Below are 18,918 nucleotides of genomic sequence, written 5' to 3' on the forward strand. Positions count from 1 at the left end.
AACAGGGCACGGCGATGGTGCCTCGATCCCGCGCTTGTTACTGTTGCCCGGCGGCATGACGCAGCCGTCGCGCCACGCTGCTTCACTTTCACTGCTTGCCAGGTCGATAATTTCGCGACGGATACTCCTCCTCTCGTTCAAGACGTGGGATGTGGTGGGGGATTTAATTTCCGAGCTGTTGGGAAGCTTGAGGTCCTGGATCGGTGTTGATCCAGACGAGGCGGGTATGCATACGGCTACGCCCTTGACATCACGCAGGGTTCGATTCGTACGGGCTGGCGCTGAAAACATTCCGCCTTCTGTGCCGCGCGTAACGACGCCCTCGCCAACGTCCTCATCATCGCCGCCGGTCTGGCCACCTTCGTGGGGCCCGCAGTGTGGTTCGACATCATCGTCGGGCTCGTCATCGCGGTCGTGAACCCCAGCGCCGTCAAGGAGGCCTTCGAGGGGACCGACAGCGACTAGCCGGTCCGCTAGCTCGGCGAGGCGTGCTCCTGGTCCACGAGCACGTGAAGGAGGGCCACCCGGCCGTCGGCGAGCGCGTCGAAGGCGCGTCCGACCGCGGCGTCGACCTCGTCGGCGCCTGAGAGGGTTTCGGCCCACGCCCCGAGGGAGCGCGCCCACGCCGCGAAGTCGGGGTTGTCGAGCTGGGTGCCGGAGACGCGCCCCGGGTACAGCTTTTCCTGGTGCTGGCGGATCGTGCCGTACTCGGCGTTATCCACAAGCACCACGAGCATCGGCGCGTTGTAGCGCACTGCGGTGACGATCTCCTGGCCGTTCATGAGCAGTTCCCCGTCGCCGCTGAACGCCACGATGGTGCGCTCGGGGAGCGCGAGCTTCGCCGCAAGCGCCGCGGGCACGCTGTAGCCCATCGCCCCGAGCCGCGTGGCCAGCATCGACGGGTAGGTCCGGGTGGGGAAGAAGCGCTGCGGCCAGGCGCAGTGGTTGCCGGCCCCGAAGGTGCACAGGGCGTTATCGGGCAGTCGCTTCACGACGGCTCGCATCACGTCATTGAAATCCACAGCGCCGTCGGCGACGTCGTCGAAGGTGGTGGGGGTGGAAAACTGCTCGTGGTGGGCGCGCGCGCTGTTAAACCACTCCGCGGTGTCCGGCGCGCCCGCCAGGTCGATGCGGTCCAGGGTGGTGGCAAAGACGCTGGGGTCAGCGAGGATGTGGTGGGTGACGCAGCTCGCGTGGCCCTTCAGCTCGGCGTCGGCGCTGACGACGATGGTGCAGGCGTCGGGGTCCTGGCGCAGGGTGAAGTTGTCGGTCGGCTTGTCGCTGAGCTTCGCGCCGAGGCAGACGACGACGTCGGCGGTATCCAAAAGCTCCGCGGCGTGGTCGCTTCTGGCGGTGCCGAGCCAGCCGGCGTTGGCGGGGGAGTCGAAGTGGATGCGGTCCGAGGCGCGGAACTCGCCGAGGACGGGAATCTGGTGCTTTTCGGCGAAGTGGCGAACCGCCTCGCACGCGTCCTGCGTCCATCCTTGCGCGCCAGCGACGACGAGGGGACGCTCGGCGCCGCGCAGCGCCCCGGCCACCACGTCGATGTCCTTCGGCGAGACAGCGCCGTGGGCGGGGGCGATCGGGTGGGAAAGCTGGCCCTCAAAGGGCAGCTCGATGAGGTCCTCCGGCAGGCCCACCACGACGGGGCCGCGGCGGCCGGATTCGGCGAGGTGGAAGGCGTTGGCCACGATCCGGCTCGCGCGCTCCGGGTCGTCGACAACGAACACGCCTTTCGTGATCTCGCCGAACCACCCAACGGGGTCGAACTCCTGGAAGGAGTCGCGGTAACGGTCGGAGGTGGGGATCAGGCCGATGAAAAGGACAAGCGGCGTTTCGTCCTGCCAGGCGGTGTAGACGCCAATCTTCGCGTTGGCGGCGCCCGGCCCGCGGGTGACAAGCGCCACCCCGGCCCGGCCGGTGGCCTTGCCGTGCGCTTCGGCGGCGAACGTCGCCCCGGCCTCGTGGCGGCAGACGATGGTTTCGATGTCGGAATCGTGGAGGCCGTCGAGGACGGCGAGGAAGCTTTCTCCCGGGACGTTGTAGGCGCGGGTGACCCCGAGGTTTTCGAGGGTGCGAACGATGGCGGCTCCGGTGTGCATAGGTGGGCTAACCTCCTTGGCGGTACTGGTGAGCCTTACCCAGCATGCCAGATTCCGGAGGCGCCTCGGCGCCACGTGCCCACGAGGTTGGTGTCGATGACGCCGACGGATTCCATCAGCGCGTACATCGTGACCGGCCCCACGAGGGTGAAGCCGCGCCGCTTGAGCTCCGCGGCGAGGGCGACCGACTCCGGGGACTGGGTCGGAACCTCCTCCATCGTCCGCGGGGCGGGAGTTTCTTTCGGCTGGAAGGACCACACCAGCTCGCCGAGGTGGGTGCCCTCCTCGCGCAAAGCGATCGTGGCCTGCGCGTTTGTCACCGGGGCGGCGAGCTTGCGGTGGTTGCGGATCAAGGTGGCGTCGTCAAGCAAATGCTCGATCCCTGTCATGTGCGCAACCCGATCGGGGTCGAAGTTGAAGAAGGCGCGGCGCAGCGCGTCGCGGCGCTGCAGCACGAGGCGCCACGACAGGCCCACCTGGAAGCCCTCGAGGCAGACCCGCTCGAACATGCCGCGCTCGTCGCGCACGGGCATGCCCCACTCCGTGTCGTAGTAGTGCATTAAAAGGGGGTCGCGGGCCGCCCACGGGGGTCGCGCCCGTCCGTCGTCGCCCACGACGGGGCCGAGTGAATCGCTCATATCTCCTTAGACCGATGTTTCCGCACTGTGGTTCCATGGGTAGTCTTACACCCATGAACAGGCCCGCGGTTCGCGATTTCGCGCTTTTCCTCGTGCGCATAGTCGCCGGGGCCGTCTTTGTCGCCCGGGGATACCGCGCCTGGTTCGATGTCGGCATGGAGCAGACCGCGCGCACGCTCGGCCAGGCCGGCATGCCGCAGCCGACGTTGTCGGCTTACATCTCGGGCACCGTGGAGCTCATCGGGGGCGCGCTACTCATCATCGGCCTGTTGACCACGATCGTGGCCACCGTGCTCGCGCTGCTGGTCCTGGCCGCCGGCTACTTTGTGCACTTGAGCCAGGGGTTCTTCGTCGAAGACGGCGGGGTGGAGTACCCGATGGTGCTGGCGGCGACGCTGTTCGTCGTTGTGGTTTTCGGCTCGGGACGGGCCAGCCTGGATAGGGCGTTGACGCGTGGTTAGCCACGAGGAGGTCCAGGCCGCGCTGTCGGCCCGGCTGGACGGGGAGAGCACGGGCGTTGACGACGCGGTTATCGACGCCCATCTGGCGCAGTGCGAGGAGTGTCGCGCCTTTTGGGAGCGGCTGGTGGCGCTGTCGAAGAACCTGCGCTTCGCCGAGGTCGGGGGTGGCATGGCCCCGCCCCCCGATCTGTCCGAGGCGATCCTTGCCGGGGTGGAAAGCGAATGGCGGCGCTTTTCGCGGCGCCGTTTCCTGCTCTTGTCGCTGTGCCGTGTGGCGCTGGTCGTCGTCGCGCTCGTGTGGGCGGTGTGGGCGGTCACCCTCGTCGCGGCTGGTGCCTCCCCCGACGACGCGGCCGTGCGCTTCGGCGTGGCCCTCGCGCTCGGCTTCGCGGCGTGGAAGCCGACGCAGATCCCCGGCATTTTGCTCATCGTGGGCACGATGTTCACCTTCACCCTCGGCTTTGCCGTGCGCGACCTCATCCTCGATTCGCCGCGGGGAACCCTCGGCCCGCTGGCGCTGCAGCTCGTGTCTTTCGTGGTGCTCGTGCTCGCCTGGGCGACGGATCGCGGCGCGGACCTGCGGTGCGCGTGGCGCCTCTTGGGGGCGGACCCGGCCTAGTGCCCCGCCCCGGGGAGGGCGCCCTAGGTCCAGCTCGGCAGCCACATCAGCGACTGGTAGTAGCTTTCCGGCACGCGGATGCCGTACAGGATGGGCCCGAAGTAGAAGAACATGGCCACCACGACGGCCATGTAGACGATGACCGCGGCCTGCCCCGAGGTGATGGGGTATCCGGCGAGGCGGCGCAACCAGCGCCAGGGGACGGGGCGGCCCGCCCGGGCGATCCGGCCCAGCGCCAGGGCGATGAGGACAATGGTGAAGGGCACCAGAGCTGCGGCGTAGAAGAAGTACATTTGCCGGTCGTAGGCTGCAAGCCACGGCACGAACCCGGCCGCGAAGGCAACGAGTGGGATGATCACGCGCGTGTCGCGGCGGGTGAGCCACGTCCACCCCGCCCACAGGAGGACGGGGATGGTCAGCCACCAGATCGCGGGGGTACCGAAGAGGAAGATCATTTCCCGGCACGGAGTGAAGGGGCCGCATTCTAGGTCCGTCGCGGAGTAGTAGAGGATCGGCCGCGCCGCCACCAGCCACGCCCACGGCTTCGAGTCCCACGGGTGTGAGTGGCCCGAAGAGGTGGTGAGCGAGGAGTGAAACTCCAAAACGGAGAAGTGGTAGTAGAGCCAGGAACCTGCAGCGTCGGGCAGGCGGGCCAGCCAGGGCCAGTCGCTGGCGGCGATGGTGCCGTCGACCGCCGCGTGGCGGTAGACGGAGGTCTCGGAGGCGAACCACGCCCGCCATGACCAGAGGTAGAGGGCGGCCGGGAGAAGGACGAGGGAGGCGAGGGCGGAGGGGACGTCGCGAAGCAGCGTGCCGCGCACCGCGGCGCGAACCCCGAAGCGGCGGCGCAGCCAGAGGTCCCCGAAGGCGCTGAGCAGGCCGAAGAACGCGATGTAGTACAGGCCGGACCACTTCACCGCAAGTGCCAGGCCGAGCAGCACGCCGGTGGCGAAGCGCCACCAGCGGAAGCCGAGGCGGGGGCCGTACGCGCTGGAGCCCATGCGCCCGGACTGTGCGGCCTCGGAGTAGCGCTGGGTGACCTGGCGCATGTCCCCGGCCAGGGTCCAGCTCGCGGCGACGATGAACAGTACCTGAAAGATATCCAGCATGCCGAACTTCGCCGAGACGAGCAGGACGCCGTCGCACACCGCGATGGCGCCCGCGAGGGTGGCGAGTGTGGTGGACTGGCTTAAGCGCCGGGTGAGCAGGAAGATGAAGGCCACTACCGCCGAGCCGAACAGGGCCGCCATGAACCGCCAGCCGAGCGGGGTGTAGCCGAACAGCGCCTCGCCGACCGCGAGGATCTGCTTGCCCAGCGGGGGGTGGACCACCAGACCGTACCCCGGATTGGCCTCGATCCCGCCGATAACGGGGTTGACCCAGCTGCGCACCACGTCCCAGGCCTGGGGCACGTAGTGCTTCTCGTCGAAGATCGGGGTGCCGCCCGCCGTGGGAAGTGTCAGGCCCAGGAAACGCGTGAACAGGGCGGCGGCGGTGACGCCGAAAAGGCTCAGCGTGTCGCGTCGCGCCCACGGGACTGTGGTGACGCTGGGGTGGGTGACGCTGGGGCGGCGGCGAAGGGTAAGCACCCATCGGATCTTACTGGGCGGGCCCGGCCCTGTTGCGGACCGTGTGCAATGCTGGGTGCATGAGCCCGTCCGAATTTTCGCTGCCCGCCGCGGGTGTCGTGGTCGCGGCGACGCCCCTGGGCAACATTGGTGACGCCTCGCCGCGGCTGCGGCAGGCGCTCGGCTGTGCGGATATCATCGCCGCCGAGGACACGCGGCGCACGCGCAACCTGGCCGCGGCACTCGGCGTCGAGATCCGCGGGAGGGTGGTATCCAACTTCGACCACAACGAGGACAAGCGCGTCTCCGACCTCGTCGCCGCTGCCCGCCACGGCCTCGTCGTCGTGGTCTCGGACGCGGGCATGCCGCTCGTCTCGGACCCCGGCCACGCGCTGGTCACCGCCGCGCACGACGCCGGGGTCCCGGTGACGTGCCTTCCCGGGCCATCTGCGGTGACCACGGCGTTGGCTCTCTCGGGGCTCAACGTCGGCCACTTCATCTTCGACGGCTTCGCTCCGCGGAAGGCCGGGGCGCGGCGGGCGTGGCTGGAATCCTTGGTCGGGCAGCAGCGCGCTGTGTGCTTTTTCGAATCCCCCCACCGCGTCGAAGCTACGCTCCGGGAGGCCGCTGAGGTGCTCGGCGCGGACCGCCGCGCCGCGGTGTGCCGCGAGCTGACCAAGGAGTACGAGGAGGTCCAGCGCGGCGGGCTCGGCGAACTCGCGCACTGGGCGGCCGAGGGCGTGCGCGGGGAGGTCACGGTGGTGATCGAAGGGGGCGCCGCGCCACAGGCTGATCCGGAGGACCTGGTGGGGCTGGTGCTGGCGCGGGTTGAAGCAGGTGAACGCCTGAAAGACGCCGTGAAGGAGGTGGCCCGCGCGCACGGGGTGAAAACGGGCGATCTCTACGACGAAGCTCTCCTGGCGCGCAGCGATAATTCGTAAAAGACACGCGGCTGCGTTAGCGTTATCCATGTTTCCTGGCAATCGCTGAAATAAGCTTGGCAAAACAATGTGTGTGAAGGAGAGTGAAAGCATGGAACGCGAAAACCCGGATCGCCTGCCGGACGCGGAAGCGCAGACCTCCGCTGCCGGCGAGCTGGCGGAGCTGCTCAAGGCGGACAGTCGCGGCGAAACGCTTGCACAGCCGCGGAAGGGGAAGATCGAGGGGGCCGCGGAGGATGAGAACGCGCCAATCGACTGGGCGATTATCGCCCCACTTGCGGCGATTGTCGTCGGCGTGGTGCTGTGGGGCATGCTCGGCAGGGAGAGCTTCTCCGCTTTCGCCGACGCCTCCTTCGGCTGGGTGATTGACAACCTTGGCTGGGCCTTCGTGCTGTTTAGCACCGTTTTCGTCGTCTTCGTCATCGTCATCGCCGTCTCCGGCTTCGGCACCATCCGCCTCGGCGGGCCGGACGAGAAGCCGGAGTTCCGCACCACCTCGTGGATTGCGATGATGTTCGCCGCCGGCATGGGCATCGGCCTGATGTTCTACGGCGCCTCCGAGCCGCTGGCGATGTACCGCGACGGCGTGCCTGGGCGCGAGCCCAACGAGGTGGGCACCGCGATGGCGCAGACCATGTTCCACTGGACGCTGCACCCCTGGGCCGTGTACGCCATCCTCGGTCTGGCCATCGCCTACTCCACGTTCCGCCTCGGGCGCAAGCAGCTGCTGTCCAGCGCGTTTATCCCCCTGATCGGCGAGAAAGCCGCGGCCGGCGTACCGGGCAAGATCATTGATGGCTTCGCCATCTTCGCCACCATCTTCGGTACCGCCTGCTCGCTCGGTTTGGGTGCGCTGCAGATCACCGCGGGGCTTGAGGCCTCCGGCCTGGTCAACAACACGTCGACCCAGCTGACGGTGGGCATCGTCAGCGTGCTCACCCTTGCGTTTCTGCTTTCCGCGATGTCGGGTGTGGGCCGCGGCATCCAGTGGCTGTCCAACGCAAACATGGTTATCGCCGCGGTGCTGGCTGTGTTCGTCTTCGTCGTCGGGCCGACGGTGAACCTGCTCAACCTTTTGCCCACCTCGCTGGGGGCGTACCTCGACCAGTTCTTCTTCATGGCCGGGCGCACCGCGTCGAGCGCCGACGGCACCGCCGGGGACTTCCTCGCCGACTGGACCATCTTCTACTGGGCGTGGTGGATTTCCTGGTCGCCCTTCGTGGGCATGTTCCTGGCCCGGATCTCTCGCGGGCGCACGATCCGCGAGTTCTGCCTCGTTGTGCTCTTTGTGCCCTCGTTGCTGTCAACCATCTGGTTCGCCATCTTCGGCGGCAGCGCGATCCACTTCGAGCAGATCGGAGAGTCCATCTTCGGCGACGGCGGCTCCGAGGAGCAGCTGTTTAACCTGCTGCACTCGCTTCCCGGCGGCACGATTATCGGCCTGTTCGCGGTGCTCCTGCTGGGCACCTTCTTCATCACCTCCGCCGACTCGGCCTCCACGGTGATGGCCTCGATGTCGCAGAACGGCCGCACCGAGGCGAAGCCCTGGCTCGCGGCGATGTGGGGCCTGGGCACCGCCTTCGTGGGCATGACGCTCCTGCTTGCGGGCGGGGAGGACGCCCTGGATTCCCTGCAGTCGGTGACCATCGTGGCGGCGACGCCCTTCCTGCTCATCCTCATTGCGCTGATGTTCGCGATTGTGCGCGACGTCTCCACGGATAGGGTCTATCTGAACATGAAGGACCAGGAGAACTTCGCCCGCCGCCTGACCAACGAGCGTCGCGCCCTGCGCGAGGCGCACGAGGCCGAGAAGCGCAGCTAGAGCGCCGTAACTTATGCTGGAACGCATGACTTCCCCTGAGACAGCTTCTGAATCCGATCTCTCCGGGCGCAACATCCTCGTGTGCGTGGCCTGGCCGTATGCCAACGGCCCGCGCCACATCGGCCACGTCGCGGGGTTCGGCGTTCCCTCCGACGTTTTCGCCCGCTACCAGCGCATGAAGGGCAACAACGTGCTCATGGTCTCAGGTACCGACGAGCACGGCACCCCGCTGCTTGTCCAGGCGGACAAGGAGGGCGTGACCGTCAAGGAACTGGCGGACCGTTACAACCGTCAGATCGTGCACGACCTTGCGGGGCTGGGGCTTTCCTACGACCTGTTTACGCGCACGACCACCCGCAACCACTACGCGGTGGTACAGGAGCTGTTCAAGGGGCTCTACGCCAACGGCTACATGGTCAAGGAGACGACGAAGGGGGCAATCTCGCCCTCGACGGGCCGAACTCTGCCGGACCGCTACATCGAGGGGACGTGCCCCATCTGCGGGGCGGACGGTGCCCGCGGCGACCAGTGCGACACGTGCGGCAATCAGCTCGATTCAGCGGATCTGATCAACCCCGTGTCCAAGATCAACGGGGAGACGCCGGAGTTCGTGGACACCGAGCACTTCCTGCTCGATTTGCCTTCGCTTCACGACGCCCTGAAGGCGTGGCTGGAAACGCGCAAGGACTGGCGCCCGAACGTGCTGAAGTTCTCCCTGAACCTGCTCGAGGACATGCGCCCGCGCGCGATGACCCGCGACATCGACTGGGGTATCCCCGTGCCGGTGGAGGGCTGGGCCGACAACCCGGCGAAGAAGCTCTACGTGTGGTTCGACGCCGTGGTGGGCTACCTATCCGCCTCGATTGAGTGGGCGGCGCGCTCCGGAAACCCGGACGCGTGGAAGGCGTTCTGGCAGGACGCTGACGCGCCGGGCTACTACTTCATGGGCAAGGACAACATCACCTTCCACTCGCAGATCTGGCCGGGGGAGCTCCTCGGCTACGCGGGCAAGGGCTCCAAGGGGGGCGATGAGCACGCCCTGGGCGAGCTGAACCTGCCCACCGAGGTCGTCTCTTCGGAGTTCCTCACCATGTCGGGCTCGAAGTTTTCCTCCTCGAAGGGCGTGGTCATCTACGTCAAGGACTTCTTGGAGGAGTTCGGCCCGGACCCGCTGCGCTACTTCATCGCCGTAGCTGGCCCGGAGAACAACGACACGGACTTCACCTGGGACGAGTTTGTGCGCCGCGTGAACAACGAGCTGGCTAACGGCTGGGGCAACCTGGTCAACCGCACCGTGTCCATGGCACACAAGAACTTCGGCCAGGTCCCGGCCCCCGGTCAGCTGAACGAGTCGGACCAGGCCATCCTCGACCTCGCCGAGCGCACCTTCGACTCCGCGGGGCAGGCGCTGAATCGCGCCCGCTTCAAGAACGCGATTACCCAGGTGATGCACGTCGTCGGAGAGGCCAACGCCTACATCGCCGAGCAGGAGCCGTGGAAACTGGCCAAGGATCCGGCCAACCGCGAGCGGCTGGCCACGGTGCTGTGGACGGCCCTGCAGGTCGTCTCCGACTGCAACGCCATGCTCACGCCTTTCCTGCCGCACACCGCGCAGAAGGTCCACGAGACGCTGGGCCGCAGCGGCCAGTGGGCCGCGCTACCGCGCGTGGAGGAGGTCACCGACGACGCGGAGTTCGACCTCGTCGGCGTGGGCCTGCCCGCCCGGGGCCAGACCTACCCGATCATCACTGGTGACTACGTCGGCCAGCAGGCGGTGTGGAAGCGCGTAGACGTCGTCCCCGGCACGGCGCTGTCGAAGCCGAGCCCGCTGGTGACCAAGCTCGACCCCGAGCTCGGGGTGACGGGCCCCGAGTGGGCAGCGACGCAGCAGTGATTCGGCCGGTTCTCGCGTTCGTCGCGGTCCTCACCGCCGCGCTTAACCTGCGCGCCGGCATGGCCTCCGTCGGGGCCGTGCTCGACGAGGTCATCGCCGACTACGGCGCCCCCGCCTCGCTCGGCGGCGTGATCACCGCTCTGCCCGGCCTGATGTTCTGCATCGTCGGGTTGACGGCCGTGCCGCTTGCCCGCCGGGTGGGGCTATCGCCCACGCTGGCCGGCGCGGCCATCTTGTCCACCCTGGGCCTGGCGTTGCGGCCCTTCGCCCCGCACATCGCCCTGTTCATCCTGTCCACCGTGGCGGTGGCGGGCGGGATCGCCCTGGCGAACGTCTTGCTGCCCGCGTGGATCAAGCAGTACGGCGGAGCGCACATCGTCGCTATGACCACCGTGTACTCGGTGTCGCTATCGCTTTCGGCGGCCGCCGGCCCGCTGAGTGCTCTCGTCACCGACACGTGGCAGGGCGCCCTCGCGCTGTGGGCCGTCTCCGCGCTGGTGCAGGCCGTCGTGTGGCTTGTGGTGTGGGGCAAGGTGGGCGTCGATAAGCCTTCCGGCGACGAGGCACAGGCCGGCGGGGGAGCGGGAATCTACCGCTCGCCCACGGCGGTCGCGCTCATGTTCTTTTTCGGGCTGCAGTCGATGACCGCCTACATCCAGATGGGGTGGCTGCCCACCATCCTCGGCACCGTGGGTGTGCCCGCCGAGACGGGAGCGCTGGGGCTGTCCCTGATCGGGCTGATCGGCGCGCTCGGCGGCCTCGTGCTGCCCACGGTGATTTCGCGGGCAAGGACCCTGACCCCGCTCGTCCTGCTGTTCGGCGTGCTCACGGCGGCGGGCTACGCGGGGATCCTCCTCGCCCCGGCGGCCGCCCCGATCGCGTGGAGCGCTCTGCTGGGTTTCGGAGGCTGGTGCTTCCCGCTGGCCATCGCGCTCATGCCCGCGAGGACGCGCACCGCGCTGGGCACGGCGCGCCTGGCTGGGTTCGTCCAGCCCATCGGCTACATCCTCGCGGCGATTGGCCCGCTGCTCGTCGGCGTCGGCTACGACGCGGCGGGCTCGTTCACACCGATCCTCATCGCGCTCATCGTCCTCGCCCTTTTGATGGGCGGTCTCGGCGTGATCGGGGCGCGGAAGGTCTACATCGAAGACGAGCTGGCGGGGCGGTCGTAGGCGTCTGGCGATGATTCGGGCAAAGGGCCGTCGGGATACCGACGGCCCTTTGTGTTTCTTCATGCAAAGTTTACACAGTGTGGACGGACCGTTCATCTAGAAAAGATAGCGTGAACGCATCGTCCATAATTGAGGGAGATCGTGGCAGTGACTCGCAGTGTGGTTTTCGACTTCGATGGAACGCTCGCTATCGGGCACGGGCCAGTTTTGGCCTACGCCAAAGCTGTGGCCCCGTCGGCCGGAGAAGCTTTCGTTTCCCGAGTCGAAGAGGCGCTGCGAGCATTCGACGCGGGGAGCCCCATGTACCGTGATGGTTACCACATCGTGGGGGAACTGGCCGCGCAGGACGGGGTCTCTTCTTGGACGATGCAGCAGGCCTACCAGACCAGCCGAGAAATCTTGGGTACAGCGAAAGCTCCAGTGAAGGCTCCAGATGAAGTTGTGCCTTTACTTGAGGGGCTGAGCCAGCACGCTCATGTGCACCTTGCCACGAACGCGCCCCGCGTAGGAGTCGAGCGAGTTCTTGACTCCTGGGGTGTGTACCACTGCTTTGACCAGCTCCACTTCAACGTTGGTAAGCCGGACGGGCTCTACCCCATCCTGCGGCAATTGCTGAAGAACGGCCCAGTTTTGGCGGTGGGAGACATCATCGAGTTCGACCTACAGCCCGCCTTCGATCTGGGTGCGGATACTGCACTCGTTGGGGCGACAGCAACAGGGACGAACGCCGAGGTGACGATGCGCGGGGCAACGCTTACTGATCTTCGCGGCGAGCTGTGCGCGTGGGTCTCGCAATCACCCACCCTGACACCACCTCATTCACCATCTCACCCGACACCTAGTCCGAAAGGTATTTCTCATGCGTAATTCTGCACTTGCGCTCGGTACTCTGACTGCTACCGCAGTGCTTTGCTTGACGGGTTGTTCCTCTGATCAGGACAGCGGCTCCGACGAGGCATCGAACTGGCCCGATTCCATCACGGTCTCTCTTGTTCCATCGACTGAAGGCGAGGACCTCGCGGAGGCGCTCGAGCCGCTGACGAACTACTTGTCCGAGAACCTCGGCATCGAGGTCAACGGTGTTGTGGCGAACGACTACGCTGCGACTGTTGAGGCGATCGGGGCAAACCAAGCACAGGTCGCTATCACAGACGCGGGCTCCCTGTACAACGCCATGACGCAGCACAACGCTGAGCTCATCCTGCGTGACGTTCGCTTTGGAGCGACCTCCTACGCATCGGTGGCCTTCACCAATGACCCGGACAAGTACTGTGAGGAAGAACCGGTGATGGCTACGTACGAGGCCGAGGACACTGAGTTCGCGTATTGCAACGGTATCGAGAACGCGGGAGCCACGGCGACAGGCCAGGGGCCAGCGGCAACCGGCGCGTTTGACAACCTCGAGCCGGGCACGGCAGTTGCATTCCAAGCGGCAACGTCCCCGGCGGGCTACCAGTACCCGATCGTTGCACTTGAGGATGAGGACGTTGACGTTGATTCCCTCTCCCAGGTCCCAGTGCAAGGAAATAACAACGCCATGCTCGCAGTTCTCAGGGGCGACGCTGAGGTCGGGTTTGGTTTCTGGGATGCCCGCTCGTCCATCCTCGCCGAGGCCCCCGAGGCAGCAACCGAACTGGTTGCTTTCGCCTACACCGAGATGATCCCCAACGGTGGAGTCGTGGTCACCGAGGACCTTCCGGAGGACCTCAAGACCCAGCTCGCTGACCTCATGGATTCCTACGCCGAGTCCTCGGACGAGGCCAAGCAGGTCATGCAGGACCTCGTCGGACTGACCGACTGGACGAAGGAAACGAACGAGGAAGAGATCGAACGCTACGGCGAGATCTACACCCGTTTCAGCTCCTAGAACACAAGGAACCGCCATGCTGCAGGATGATGTTGGCCACACCCGCGAGCCGTGGCCTATTGTGCTCGATAGCGTCTCCGTGACGTATCCGAACGGGACGCAAGCCCTGAAAGACGTCTCGCTTCGGATAGAACCTGGTGAGATGGTTGCCGTCGTGGGGCTTTCCGGCTCCGGCAAATCGACGCTGATTAGAACCATCAATGGTCTCGCCGAGCCGACCGCAGGACGGGTCAGCGTTGGCCCGCACGTCATCAGCGAACTCAAGGGCAAGCAACTACGCGAAGCACGCGGCCAGATCGGCATGATCTTCCAGCAATTTAATTTGGCGGAGCGTACCGATGTCTACCACAACGTGCTGGTCGGCACTTTCGCTCGTACGCCTTGGTGGCGTTCCCTCTTCGACATTCCGGCGGACGAGGACAAGGAGCTTGCGCTCCGCTGCTTAGATTCCGTCGGAATGCTCGAGAAAATATGGGCCCGCGCTGGTGCGCTATCCGGAGGGCAGAAGCAGCGTGTCGCCATCGCACGGGCTCTGACCCAGCAGCCCGCCGTCATGCTTGCCGACGAACCAGTGGCCTCCCTCGACCCGCCCACAGCTCACTCGGTGATGGCTGACCTAATGCGCATCAACCGGGAGCAAGGATTGACTGTGCTGGTTAATCTGCATGTCATTGATCTCGCCCGCCAGTACACAACGAGGGTGGTCGGTCTACGTCAGGGCGAGCTCGTCTACGATGGTCCGGCCGCCGACGCGACAGATGCTGACTTCGAGCAGATCTACGGGCGTAGCGTGCTGCCGGGTGATATGACGGGGAGGCGCTGATGACGCCTGCGCATATGCGGCCCACGCTGCCGGAGAAGCCTACGCAGCGTGTACGAACGGCTCTGATTGTCGTGGCCGTCGTCGGATTTACTGCTCTCACCATGACGCCGCGCATCGGCGGCATCGACGTCGACATTGCGTCGATAGCGAGGAACTGGCGCAATGGTGCCGACAAACTGCTGCAAATGCTCCAGCCGAACCTCGCCTTCGTCCCTAGGACAGTAGGACCGATGGTGGAGACATTACAAATGGCCATAGTCGGTGCGGTGCTTTCTGCTGTGATCTCGATTCCACTGACGTTGTGGGCCGCCACTCCGACGAATCCAAACAGTGTCGGGCGAGCCATTGTCCGCACCGTAATTAACGTCGTGCGTTCTGTACCAGATCTCGTCTACGCCTCGATCCTCGTGGCGATGGTCGGCGTTGGCGCACTGCCCGGCGTGATCACCCTTTTTCTCTTCAACATTGGCATCGTGGTCAAGCTTGTCTCCGAGGCGATCGACTCCGAAAATCACGGATACATTGAGGCTGGGCGCGCAGCGGGTGGTACCCAGTTTCAGATCAATCGCGCCATGGCCCTTCCGGAGGTCATGCCGTTGTTCATGAACCAGTGGCTGTACACGCTGGAGCTCAACGTCCGAGTCTCGGCAATCCTAGGGCTTGTCGGTGCAGGTGGAATCGGGCGCCTGCTCGAGGAGCGTCGCTCGTTCTTCGCGTACGAGGACGTGTCCATCATCATCCTAGAGATCCTCGCGGTCGTCGTGCTGGTGGAGATGCTGTCGAACTGGTTGCGAAAGAGGCTGATCTAAATGGACATGACGCTTCCCCGCACACCGAGGAAGACATACGAGACTGTGGTCTCGATCGTCATCGCGGTGGTCATTGTGGTGTCTTTCTCCTCTCTGCGCATCACGTGGAGCGACCTGCCCCAGGTCCCCGCCCAGGTGTGGGAGTACCTCACGCTGATGTTCAAGGACCCCGACACGTCGCGTTTATCACGGGCGCTGACAGAGATGTGGCGTTCCATTTCTATGGCGTGGATCGGCATGATCGGTACCGTCATTTTTGCGATTCCGCTTGGCATGCTGGCGGCTAGGGGAGTTGGCCCGGCATGGCTACGTGCAGCACTCCGAGGGCTGTTCGCTGTGATCCGCGCTTTCCCTGAAGCGGTGATTGCAATTATTTTGCTCACTGTGACCGGCCTGACTCCGTTCACTGGTGTGTTGGCGCTTGCGATCTCTGGCATCGGCCAGCAATCGAAGTGGGCATACGAGAGTATCGAGTCGCTGCCACCGGGCCCTGCTGAGGCCGTCCGCGCTGCTGGAGGTACGACGGCCGAGACGGTGCGTTGGGCGTTGTGGCCTCAAGCCGCTCCGGCGCTCATTTCCTTCGCGCTGTACCGTTTCGAGATCAACATCCGAACCTCCGCGGTACTGGGCATGGTGGGGGCTGGCGGCATAGGCGACATGCTGTCGAACTACACCAACTATCGTCAGTGGGACGTGGTAGGTATGACGCTCATCGTCATCATCATCGCCACGATGGTTGTCGACGTGATTTCCGGCGCCATTCGCAACCGCATCATGAGAGGAGCCACCGTTCGTGCCAGTGTCCCCGAGACCGGGAGCGATTCCGAGCGTGAGGATCGCCGCCGCGATGTCCTCGTTGCAGCCGAAGGAGCGCGCGGTCGCTGAAGCGATCGCGGCTGATCCGGCAGCAGCTGTCGAAATGACAGCACAGCAGTTAGCTGACCTCGTCGGTGTTAGCCGTGCGAGCGTCGTTCGCACCGCGCAGAGCCTGGGCTACGCTGGTTTCCCGCAACTACGTGTGGCGCTGGCGCAACAGGTCGTCGGCGCTCCCCCGGGGGGAATATCAGACGGCCATGAATCGCTGATCGACACCGTGCGGAGCAACGTTGCGGCTTTTTCTCGACGGTTGGACGATTCTTTTGCTGCGCTTGATGAAGAATCACTGTCGCGTGCCGTGCACCTGCTCGATGGTGCTGATCGGGTGCTGGTCGCTGCCAACGGTCTGTCCGCGCCGCTGGGTTTTGACCTCGCACAAAGGCTGATTTCCGCTGGTCGCCCGGCAGAATTTCACGCTGATACAATGACCCAGCGCATTGCGGCGCATTCTCTGGGCGACGGCTCCGTGTGTTTTGTTTTCTCGGGCTCGGGGGCGAATCGAGCGACTCTCGAGGTCGTATCTCAAGCGCGCGATAGCGGGGCGACGGTCATTGCCGCGACGTCGTTTGCGCCTTCGCCCGTGGCTGAGCTCGCGGATGTGATCCTCCTTGTCCCACCGGTTGACCCCTCGTTCCAAGCGGAGTTGCTCTACACGTCGCGAGCAGCCTTGATGGTGCTCACTGAGCAGCTGGTTGAAGCTCTTCACGCCGAACGCGGCGAGCGCAGCGCGCAGTGGCGCGCAACGGTGATGGCTCTCGTCGGCGAGTCTCTCGAAGGGTAGCACCCAACATCTACAAAAACTGCCCGACAAACGTCGTGAGCTTGCCGGTCTCCTCGTCGTCGAAGCGCGTGTGGACGACGACGAGCGGAGCGGTGTACTTGTCGCCGCGGACGACGACGAGGTCGGTGCCGTAGTCGTCGGACAGCATGGCCCACCGAAAGCCGTGCTCGCGCACGAGGGCCTCGCCGAGCGCGGTGCCGAAGACGCGGGCGGTCTCCCCGCGCGGGTAGGCGCGCTTGAGGTCGTCGTCAAGCTGCAGGTAGGAAGCGAGCTCCTCTTCGAAGGAGGCGACGATGGCGTCGACGCTGCCGTTGACGCCGCGGCCCGCGGCCTCGGCGAGGTCGGCCGCAAGCTGGCGGCGGGTAGCGGAAGTGAGATCTGTGTATGCCATAGGGTTGATCCTATGAGCAAGAAATCGCGCCCCACACCCGTCCCCGCGCCAAAGGTCGCGGGGCTTATCGACGCTCACACCCACCTCGCCTCCACAGGCCCCGACGCCGACGAGCTGGTGGCGCGCGCCCTGCAGGCCGGCGTGGAGCGTGTGTGTACCGTCGGCGACGGGCTGGAGGAGGCGGAGGCGGCGCTCGCCGCGGCGCAGTCGAACCCGCGTATTTTCGCTGCCTGCGCGATCCACCCGACGCGCGCCCACGAGCTCGACGAGGCGGCGCGCGCCCGGCTGCGGGAGATGGCGCACGATCCGCGCTGTGTGGCGGTGGGGGAGACGGGCATAGACACGTACTGGATCTCGCACGACCCCGGCTCGACAGCGCCGCTCGACGTGCAGGAGGAGGCGTTGCGCTGGCATATCGAGCTCGCGGTGGACAGCGGCAGGGCGTTGATGATCCACAACCGCGAGGGCGACGAGGATCTGCTGCGTATCCTGGCTGATTCTCCGCGCCCGCGCGAGGTGATGCTGCACTGCTTTTCCTCTCCGCTGGAGGTCGCCCGGGAGGCGATCGAGCGCGGGTACGTGCTCTCCTTCGCGGGAAACGTGACGTTCAAGCGCAACGCGCAGCTGCGCGAGGCCGCGGCGCTGGCCCCTGCGGGGCAGGTGCTCATTGAGACGGACGCGCCGTACATGACCCCGGAGCCGTACCGGGGGGCGCGCAACGAGCCGGCGCTGATCGGGCACACAGCGCGGGTGGTGGCGGAGGCGCGCGGGGTGGGCGTCGAGAAGCTAGCGGGCGAGGTTGCTGCGACCTTTGACCGCGTTTTCGGCCTCTAAAAAGTGGCCGGTGGGGCCGATGTGAATGGTGATACCTTGCCGTCCGGGCGTTCTTGCGTGAGGCCCATCGTTATCGTATTGTTACGACTTGTTGTTACCGCCGCACCCGACACAGACCTGAGGAACCTTCGTATATGTCTGCCAAGCGAATCAACACCCGCACCACCGCGACCCGCCGCGTCGTCGCCGGCAGCGTCGCGGGCGCAGTGATCGTCGGAGGAGGGGCCACGGCCGTCGCCGCGCAGAAGGCGGTCACCGTGGACGTCAACGGCGAGGCCTCCCACGTGCGCACGTACGCGGGCGATGTCGACGGCGTGCTCCGGGCGGCGGGGGTGAGCCTTGGCGCCGCGGACCTCGTCTCCCCTGCGCCGGGGGAGAAAATCGCCAGCGGCGACACCGTGACCGTGGTTACCGCCAAGCCGGTTGCCCTCGTCGTCGACGGCGCCGAGCAGCAGCTGACCTCGACCGCGGCGACCGTCGCGGACCTGATCGGAGAGGCCGGGATGAACGCGGCCGTCGCCACCGACGTCGACCCGGGCCAGCCGGTCACCGACGGCATGACCATCGACGTCACCACCCCGAAGATCGTCTCCGTCAACGACGGCGGAGAGGTCGTCTACACCTCCGCCGCGAAAAAGACCGTGGGCGAGCTGCTGGCCGCGCGTGGGATCGCGGTCGACTCGAACGACCGCGTCAGCGTGGCCCTCGACGCCCCGGTCGAGGAGAACATGGAGATCCGCATCGACCGCGTCGAGGTGGCCCAGACCGTGGAGACAGTCCAATTCGACGCCCCCGCCAACTACGTCGACGACCAGAACCTCGCGGCCGGGGAAGAAGAGGTGCGCGAGCCGGGTGAGAAGGGCGAGAAGACCATCACCTACCGCACCGTCACCGTCAACGGCCAGGTGGAGTCGACCGGCGAGGCCCAGGAGAAGGAGACCCGCGCGGCGAAGCCGGCGACGATCGCCCGTGGGACTAAGCCGACCGTGACGGCTACCGCCGGCGCCGGGACCGCCACCGCCGGCCCCGCGGCCCCCGCCGTGGCCGACGGCTCGGTCTGGGACGCCATCGCGGCGTGCGAGTCCGGCGGCGACTGGTCCATCAACACCGGTAACGGCTACCACGGTGGCCTGCAGTTCAACCCGTCCACCTGGGCGGCCTACGGCGGCACTGCCTACGCCCCGACGGCGGACCAGGCCACCCGCGAGCAGCAGATCGCCATCGCCGAGAAGACCCAGGCCGCGCAGGGCTGGGGCGCGTGGCCCGCCTGCACCGCCAAGCTCGGCCTGCGCTAGAGGGCGCGGGGGCGCTGCTACCCTA

At 66.2% G+C, this 18,918-nt stretch carries 18 protein-coding genes; 14 read left to right on the top strand and 4 right to left on the bottom strand.

Going from position 1 to position 18,918, the window contains the following annotated elements; genetic code table 11:
* Positions 1 to 473: 473 nt before the first annotated feature.
* Positions 474 to 2,102 carry a thiamine pyrophosphate-dependent enzyme gene (locus CAURIS_RS03605; RefSeq protein ID WP_290342860.1) on the bottom strand — a complete coding sequence of 543 codons (1,629 nt, stop codon included), beginning with the start codon at positions 2,100 to 2,102 and terminating at the stop codon, positions 474 to 476.
* A 35-nt stretch (positions 2,103 to 2,137) separates the two neighbouring features.
* Positions 2,138 to 2,740: a DNA-3-methyladenine glycosylase I gene (locus tag CAURIS_RS03610; RefSeq protein WP_290342861.1), complete on the bottom strand. Its 603-nt coding sequence runs from the start codon at positions 2,738 to 2,740 to the stop codon at positions 2,138 to 2,140.
* 53 nt (positions 2,741 to 2,793) lie between these two features.
* Here CAURIS_RS03610 and CAURIS_RS03615 point away from each other — a divergent pair, with 53 nt between their 5' ends.
* Both CAURIS_RS03615 and CAURIS_RS03620 read left to right on the top strand, forming a co-directional pair.
* Positions 2,794 to 3,201: a DoxX family protein gene (locus tag CAURIS_RS03615; protein ID WP_290342862.1), complete on the top strand. Its 408-nt coding sequence runs from the start codon at positions 2,794 to 2,796 to the stop codon at positions 3,199 to 3,201.
* The gene (locus tag CAURIS_RS03620; protein ID WP_290342863.1) at positions 3,194 to 3,820 is read left to right on the top strand and encodes a zf-HC2 domain-containing protein; all 627 of its coding nucleotides are present in this window, start codon (positions 3,194 to 3,196) and stop codon (positions 3,818 to 3,820) included. The genes CAURIS_RS03615 and CAURIS_RS03620 overlap by 8 nt, the downstream gene beginning before the upstream one ends.
* 23 nt (positions 3,821 to 3,843) lie before the next feature.
* Here CAURIS_RS03620 and pmt read toward each other — a convergent pair whose 3' ends face one another.
* Entirely contained in the window at positions 3,844 to 5,409 is a 1,566-nt protein-coding gene (pmt, locus tag CAURIS_RS03625; RefSeq protein WP_290342864.1) for a protein O-mannosyltransferase, read from the bottom strand.
* Between the two features lie 59 nt (positions 5,410 to 5,468).
* Here pmt and rsmI point away from each other — a divergent pair, with 59 nt between their 5' ends.
* From rsmI to CAURIS_RS03675, 10 genes are all read left to right on the top strand, one after another.
* The gene (gene rsmI / locus CAURIS_RS03630) at positions 5,469 to 6,329 is read left to right on the top strand and encodes a 16S rRNA (cytidine(1402)-2'-O)-methyltransferase (RefSeq protein ID WP_290342865.1); all 861 of its coding nucleotides are present in this window, start codon (positions 5,469 to 5,471) and stop codon (positions 6,327 to 6,329) included.
* A 91-nt stretch (positions 6,330 to 6,420) separates the two neighbouring features.
* Complete coding sequence (locus CAURIS_RS03635; protein WP_290342866.1) at positions 6,421 to 8,151, top strand: BCCT family transporter; 1,731 nt, start codon at positions 6,421 to 6,423, stop codon at positions 8,149 to 8,151.
* Between the two features lie 25 nt (positions 8,152 to 8,176).
* Positions 8,177 to 10,045: a methionine--tRNA ligase gene (gene metG, locus CAURIS_RS03640; RefSeq protein ID WP_290342867.1), complete on the top strand. Its 1,869-nt coding sequence runs from the start codon at positions 8,177 to 8,179 to the stop codon at positions 10,043 to 10,045.
* Positions 10,042 to 11,217, top strand: a complete 1,176-nt coding sequence (locus tag CAURIS_RS03645) for an MFS transporter (protein WP_353959246.1) — start codon at positions 10,042 to 10,044, stop codon at positions 11,215 to 11,217. Before metG ends, CAURIS_RS03645 begins: the two co-directional genes overlap by 4 nt.
* Positions 11,218 to 11,358: 141 nt before the next feature.
* Positions 11,359 to 12,084, top strand: coding sequence for an HAD family hydrolase (locus tag CAURIS_RS03650; protein ID WP_290342868.1), 726 nt, complete (start codon positions 11,359 to 11,361; stop codon positions 12,082 to 12,084).
* Positions 12,077 to 13,084, top strand: coding sequence for a phosphate/phosphite/phosphonate ABC transporter substrate-binding protein (phnD, locus tag CAURIS_RS03655; RefSeq protein ID WP_290342869.1), 1,008 nt, complete (start codon positions 12,077 to 12,079; stop codon positions 13,082 to 13,084). Before CAURIS_RS03650 ends, phnD begins: the two co-directional genes overlap by 8 nt.
* 16 nt (positions 13,085 to 13,100) lie before the next feature.
* Complete coding sequence (gene phnC, locus CAURIS_RS03660) at positions 13,101 to 13,907, top strand: phosphonate ABC transporter ATP-binding protein (RefSeq protein ID WP_019194191.1); 807 nt, start codon at positions 13,101 to 13,103, stop codon at positions 13,905 to 13,907.
* Positions 13,908 to 14,008: 101 nt separating this feature from the next.
* Positions 14,009 to 14,716, top strand: a complete 708-nt coding sequence (phnE, locus tag CAURIS_RS03665) for a phosphonate ABC transporter, permease protein PhnE (protein ID WP_290342870.1) — start codon at positions 14,009 to 14,011, stop codon at positions 14,714 to 14,716.
* A complete protein-coding gene (gene phnE / locus CAURIS_RS03670; RefSeq protein WP_290342871.1) occupies positions 14,717 to 15,601 on the top strand; it encodes a phosphonate ABC transporter, permease protein PhnE in 885 nt (294 codons plus the stop codon).
* A complete protein-coding gene (locus CAURIS_RS03675; RefSeq protein WP_290342872.1) occupies positions 15,564 to 16,373 on the top strand; it encodes a MurR/RpiR family transcriptional regulator in 810 nt (269 codons plus the stop codon). The genes phnE (CAURIS_RS03670) and CAURIS_RS03675 overlap by 38 nt, the downstream gene beginning before the upstream one ends.
* A 10-nt stretch (positions 16,374 to 16,383) precedes the next feature.
* Here CAURIS_RS03675 and CAURIS_RS03680 read toward each other — a convergent pair whose 3' ends face one another.
* The gene (locus CAURIS_RS03680) at positions 16,384 to 16,764 is read right to left on the bottom strand and encodes a DUF3806 domain-containing protein (RefSeq protein ID WP_290342873.1); all 381 of its coding nucleotides are present in this window, start codon (positions 16,762 to 16,764) and stop codon (positions 16,384 to 16,386) included.
* 12 nt (positions 16,765 to 16,776) lie between these two features.
* Between CAURIS_RS03680 and CAURIS_RS03685 the strand changes: the two genes are divergently transcribed.
* Complete coding sequence (locus CAURIS_RS03685) at positions 16,777 to 17,598, top strand: TatD family hydrolase (protein ID WP_290342874.1); 822 nt, start codon at positions 16,777 to 16,779, stop codon at positions 17,596 to 17,598.
* A 134-nt stretch (positions 17,599 to 17,732) separates the two neighbouring features.
* Positions 17,733 to 18,893: a resuscitation-promoting factor gene (locus CAURIS_RS03690; protein ID WP_290342875.1), complete on the top strand. Its 1,161-nt coding sequence runs from the start codon at positions 17,733 to 17,735 to the stop codon at positions 18,891 to 18,893.
* Positions 18,894 to 18,918 lie beyond the last annotated feature (25 nt).

The sequence above is a fragment of the Corynebacterium auris genome (assembly GCF_030408575.1).
In the GTDB taxonomy this organism is placed as follows: domain Bacteria; phylum Actinomycetota; class Actinomycetes; order Mycobacteriales; family Mycobacteriaceae; genus Corynebacterium; species Corynebacterium auris.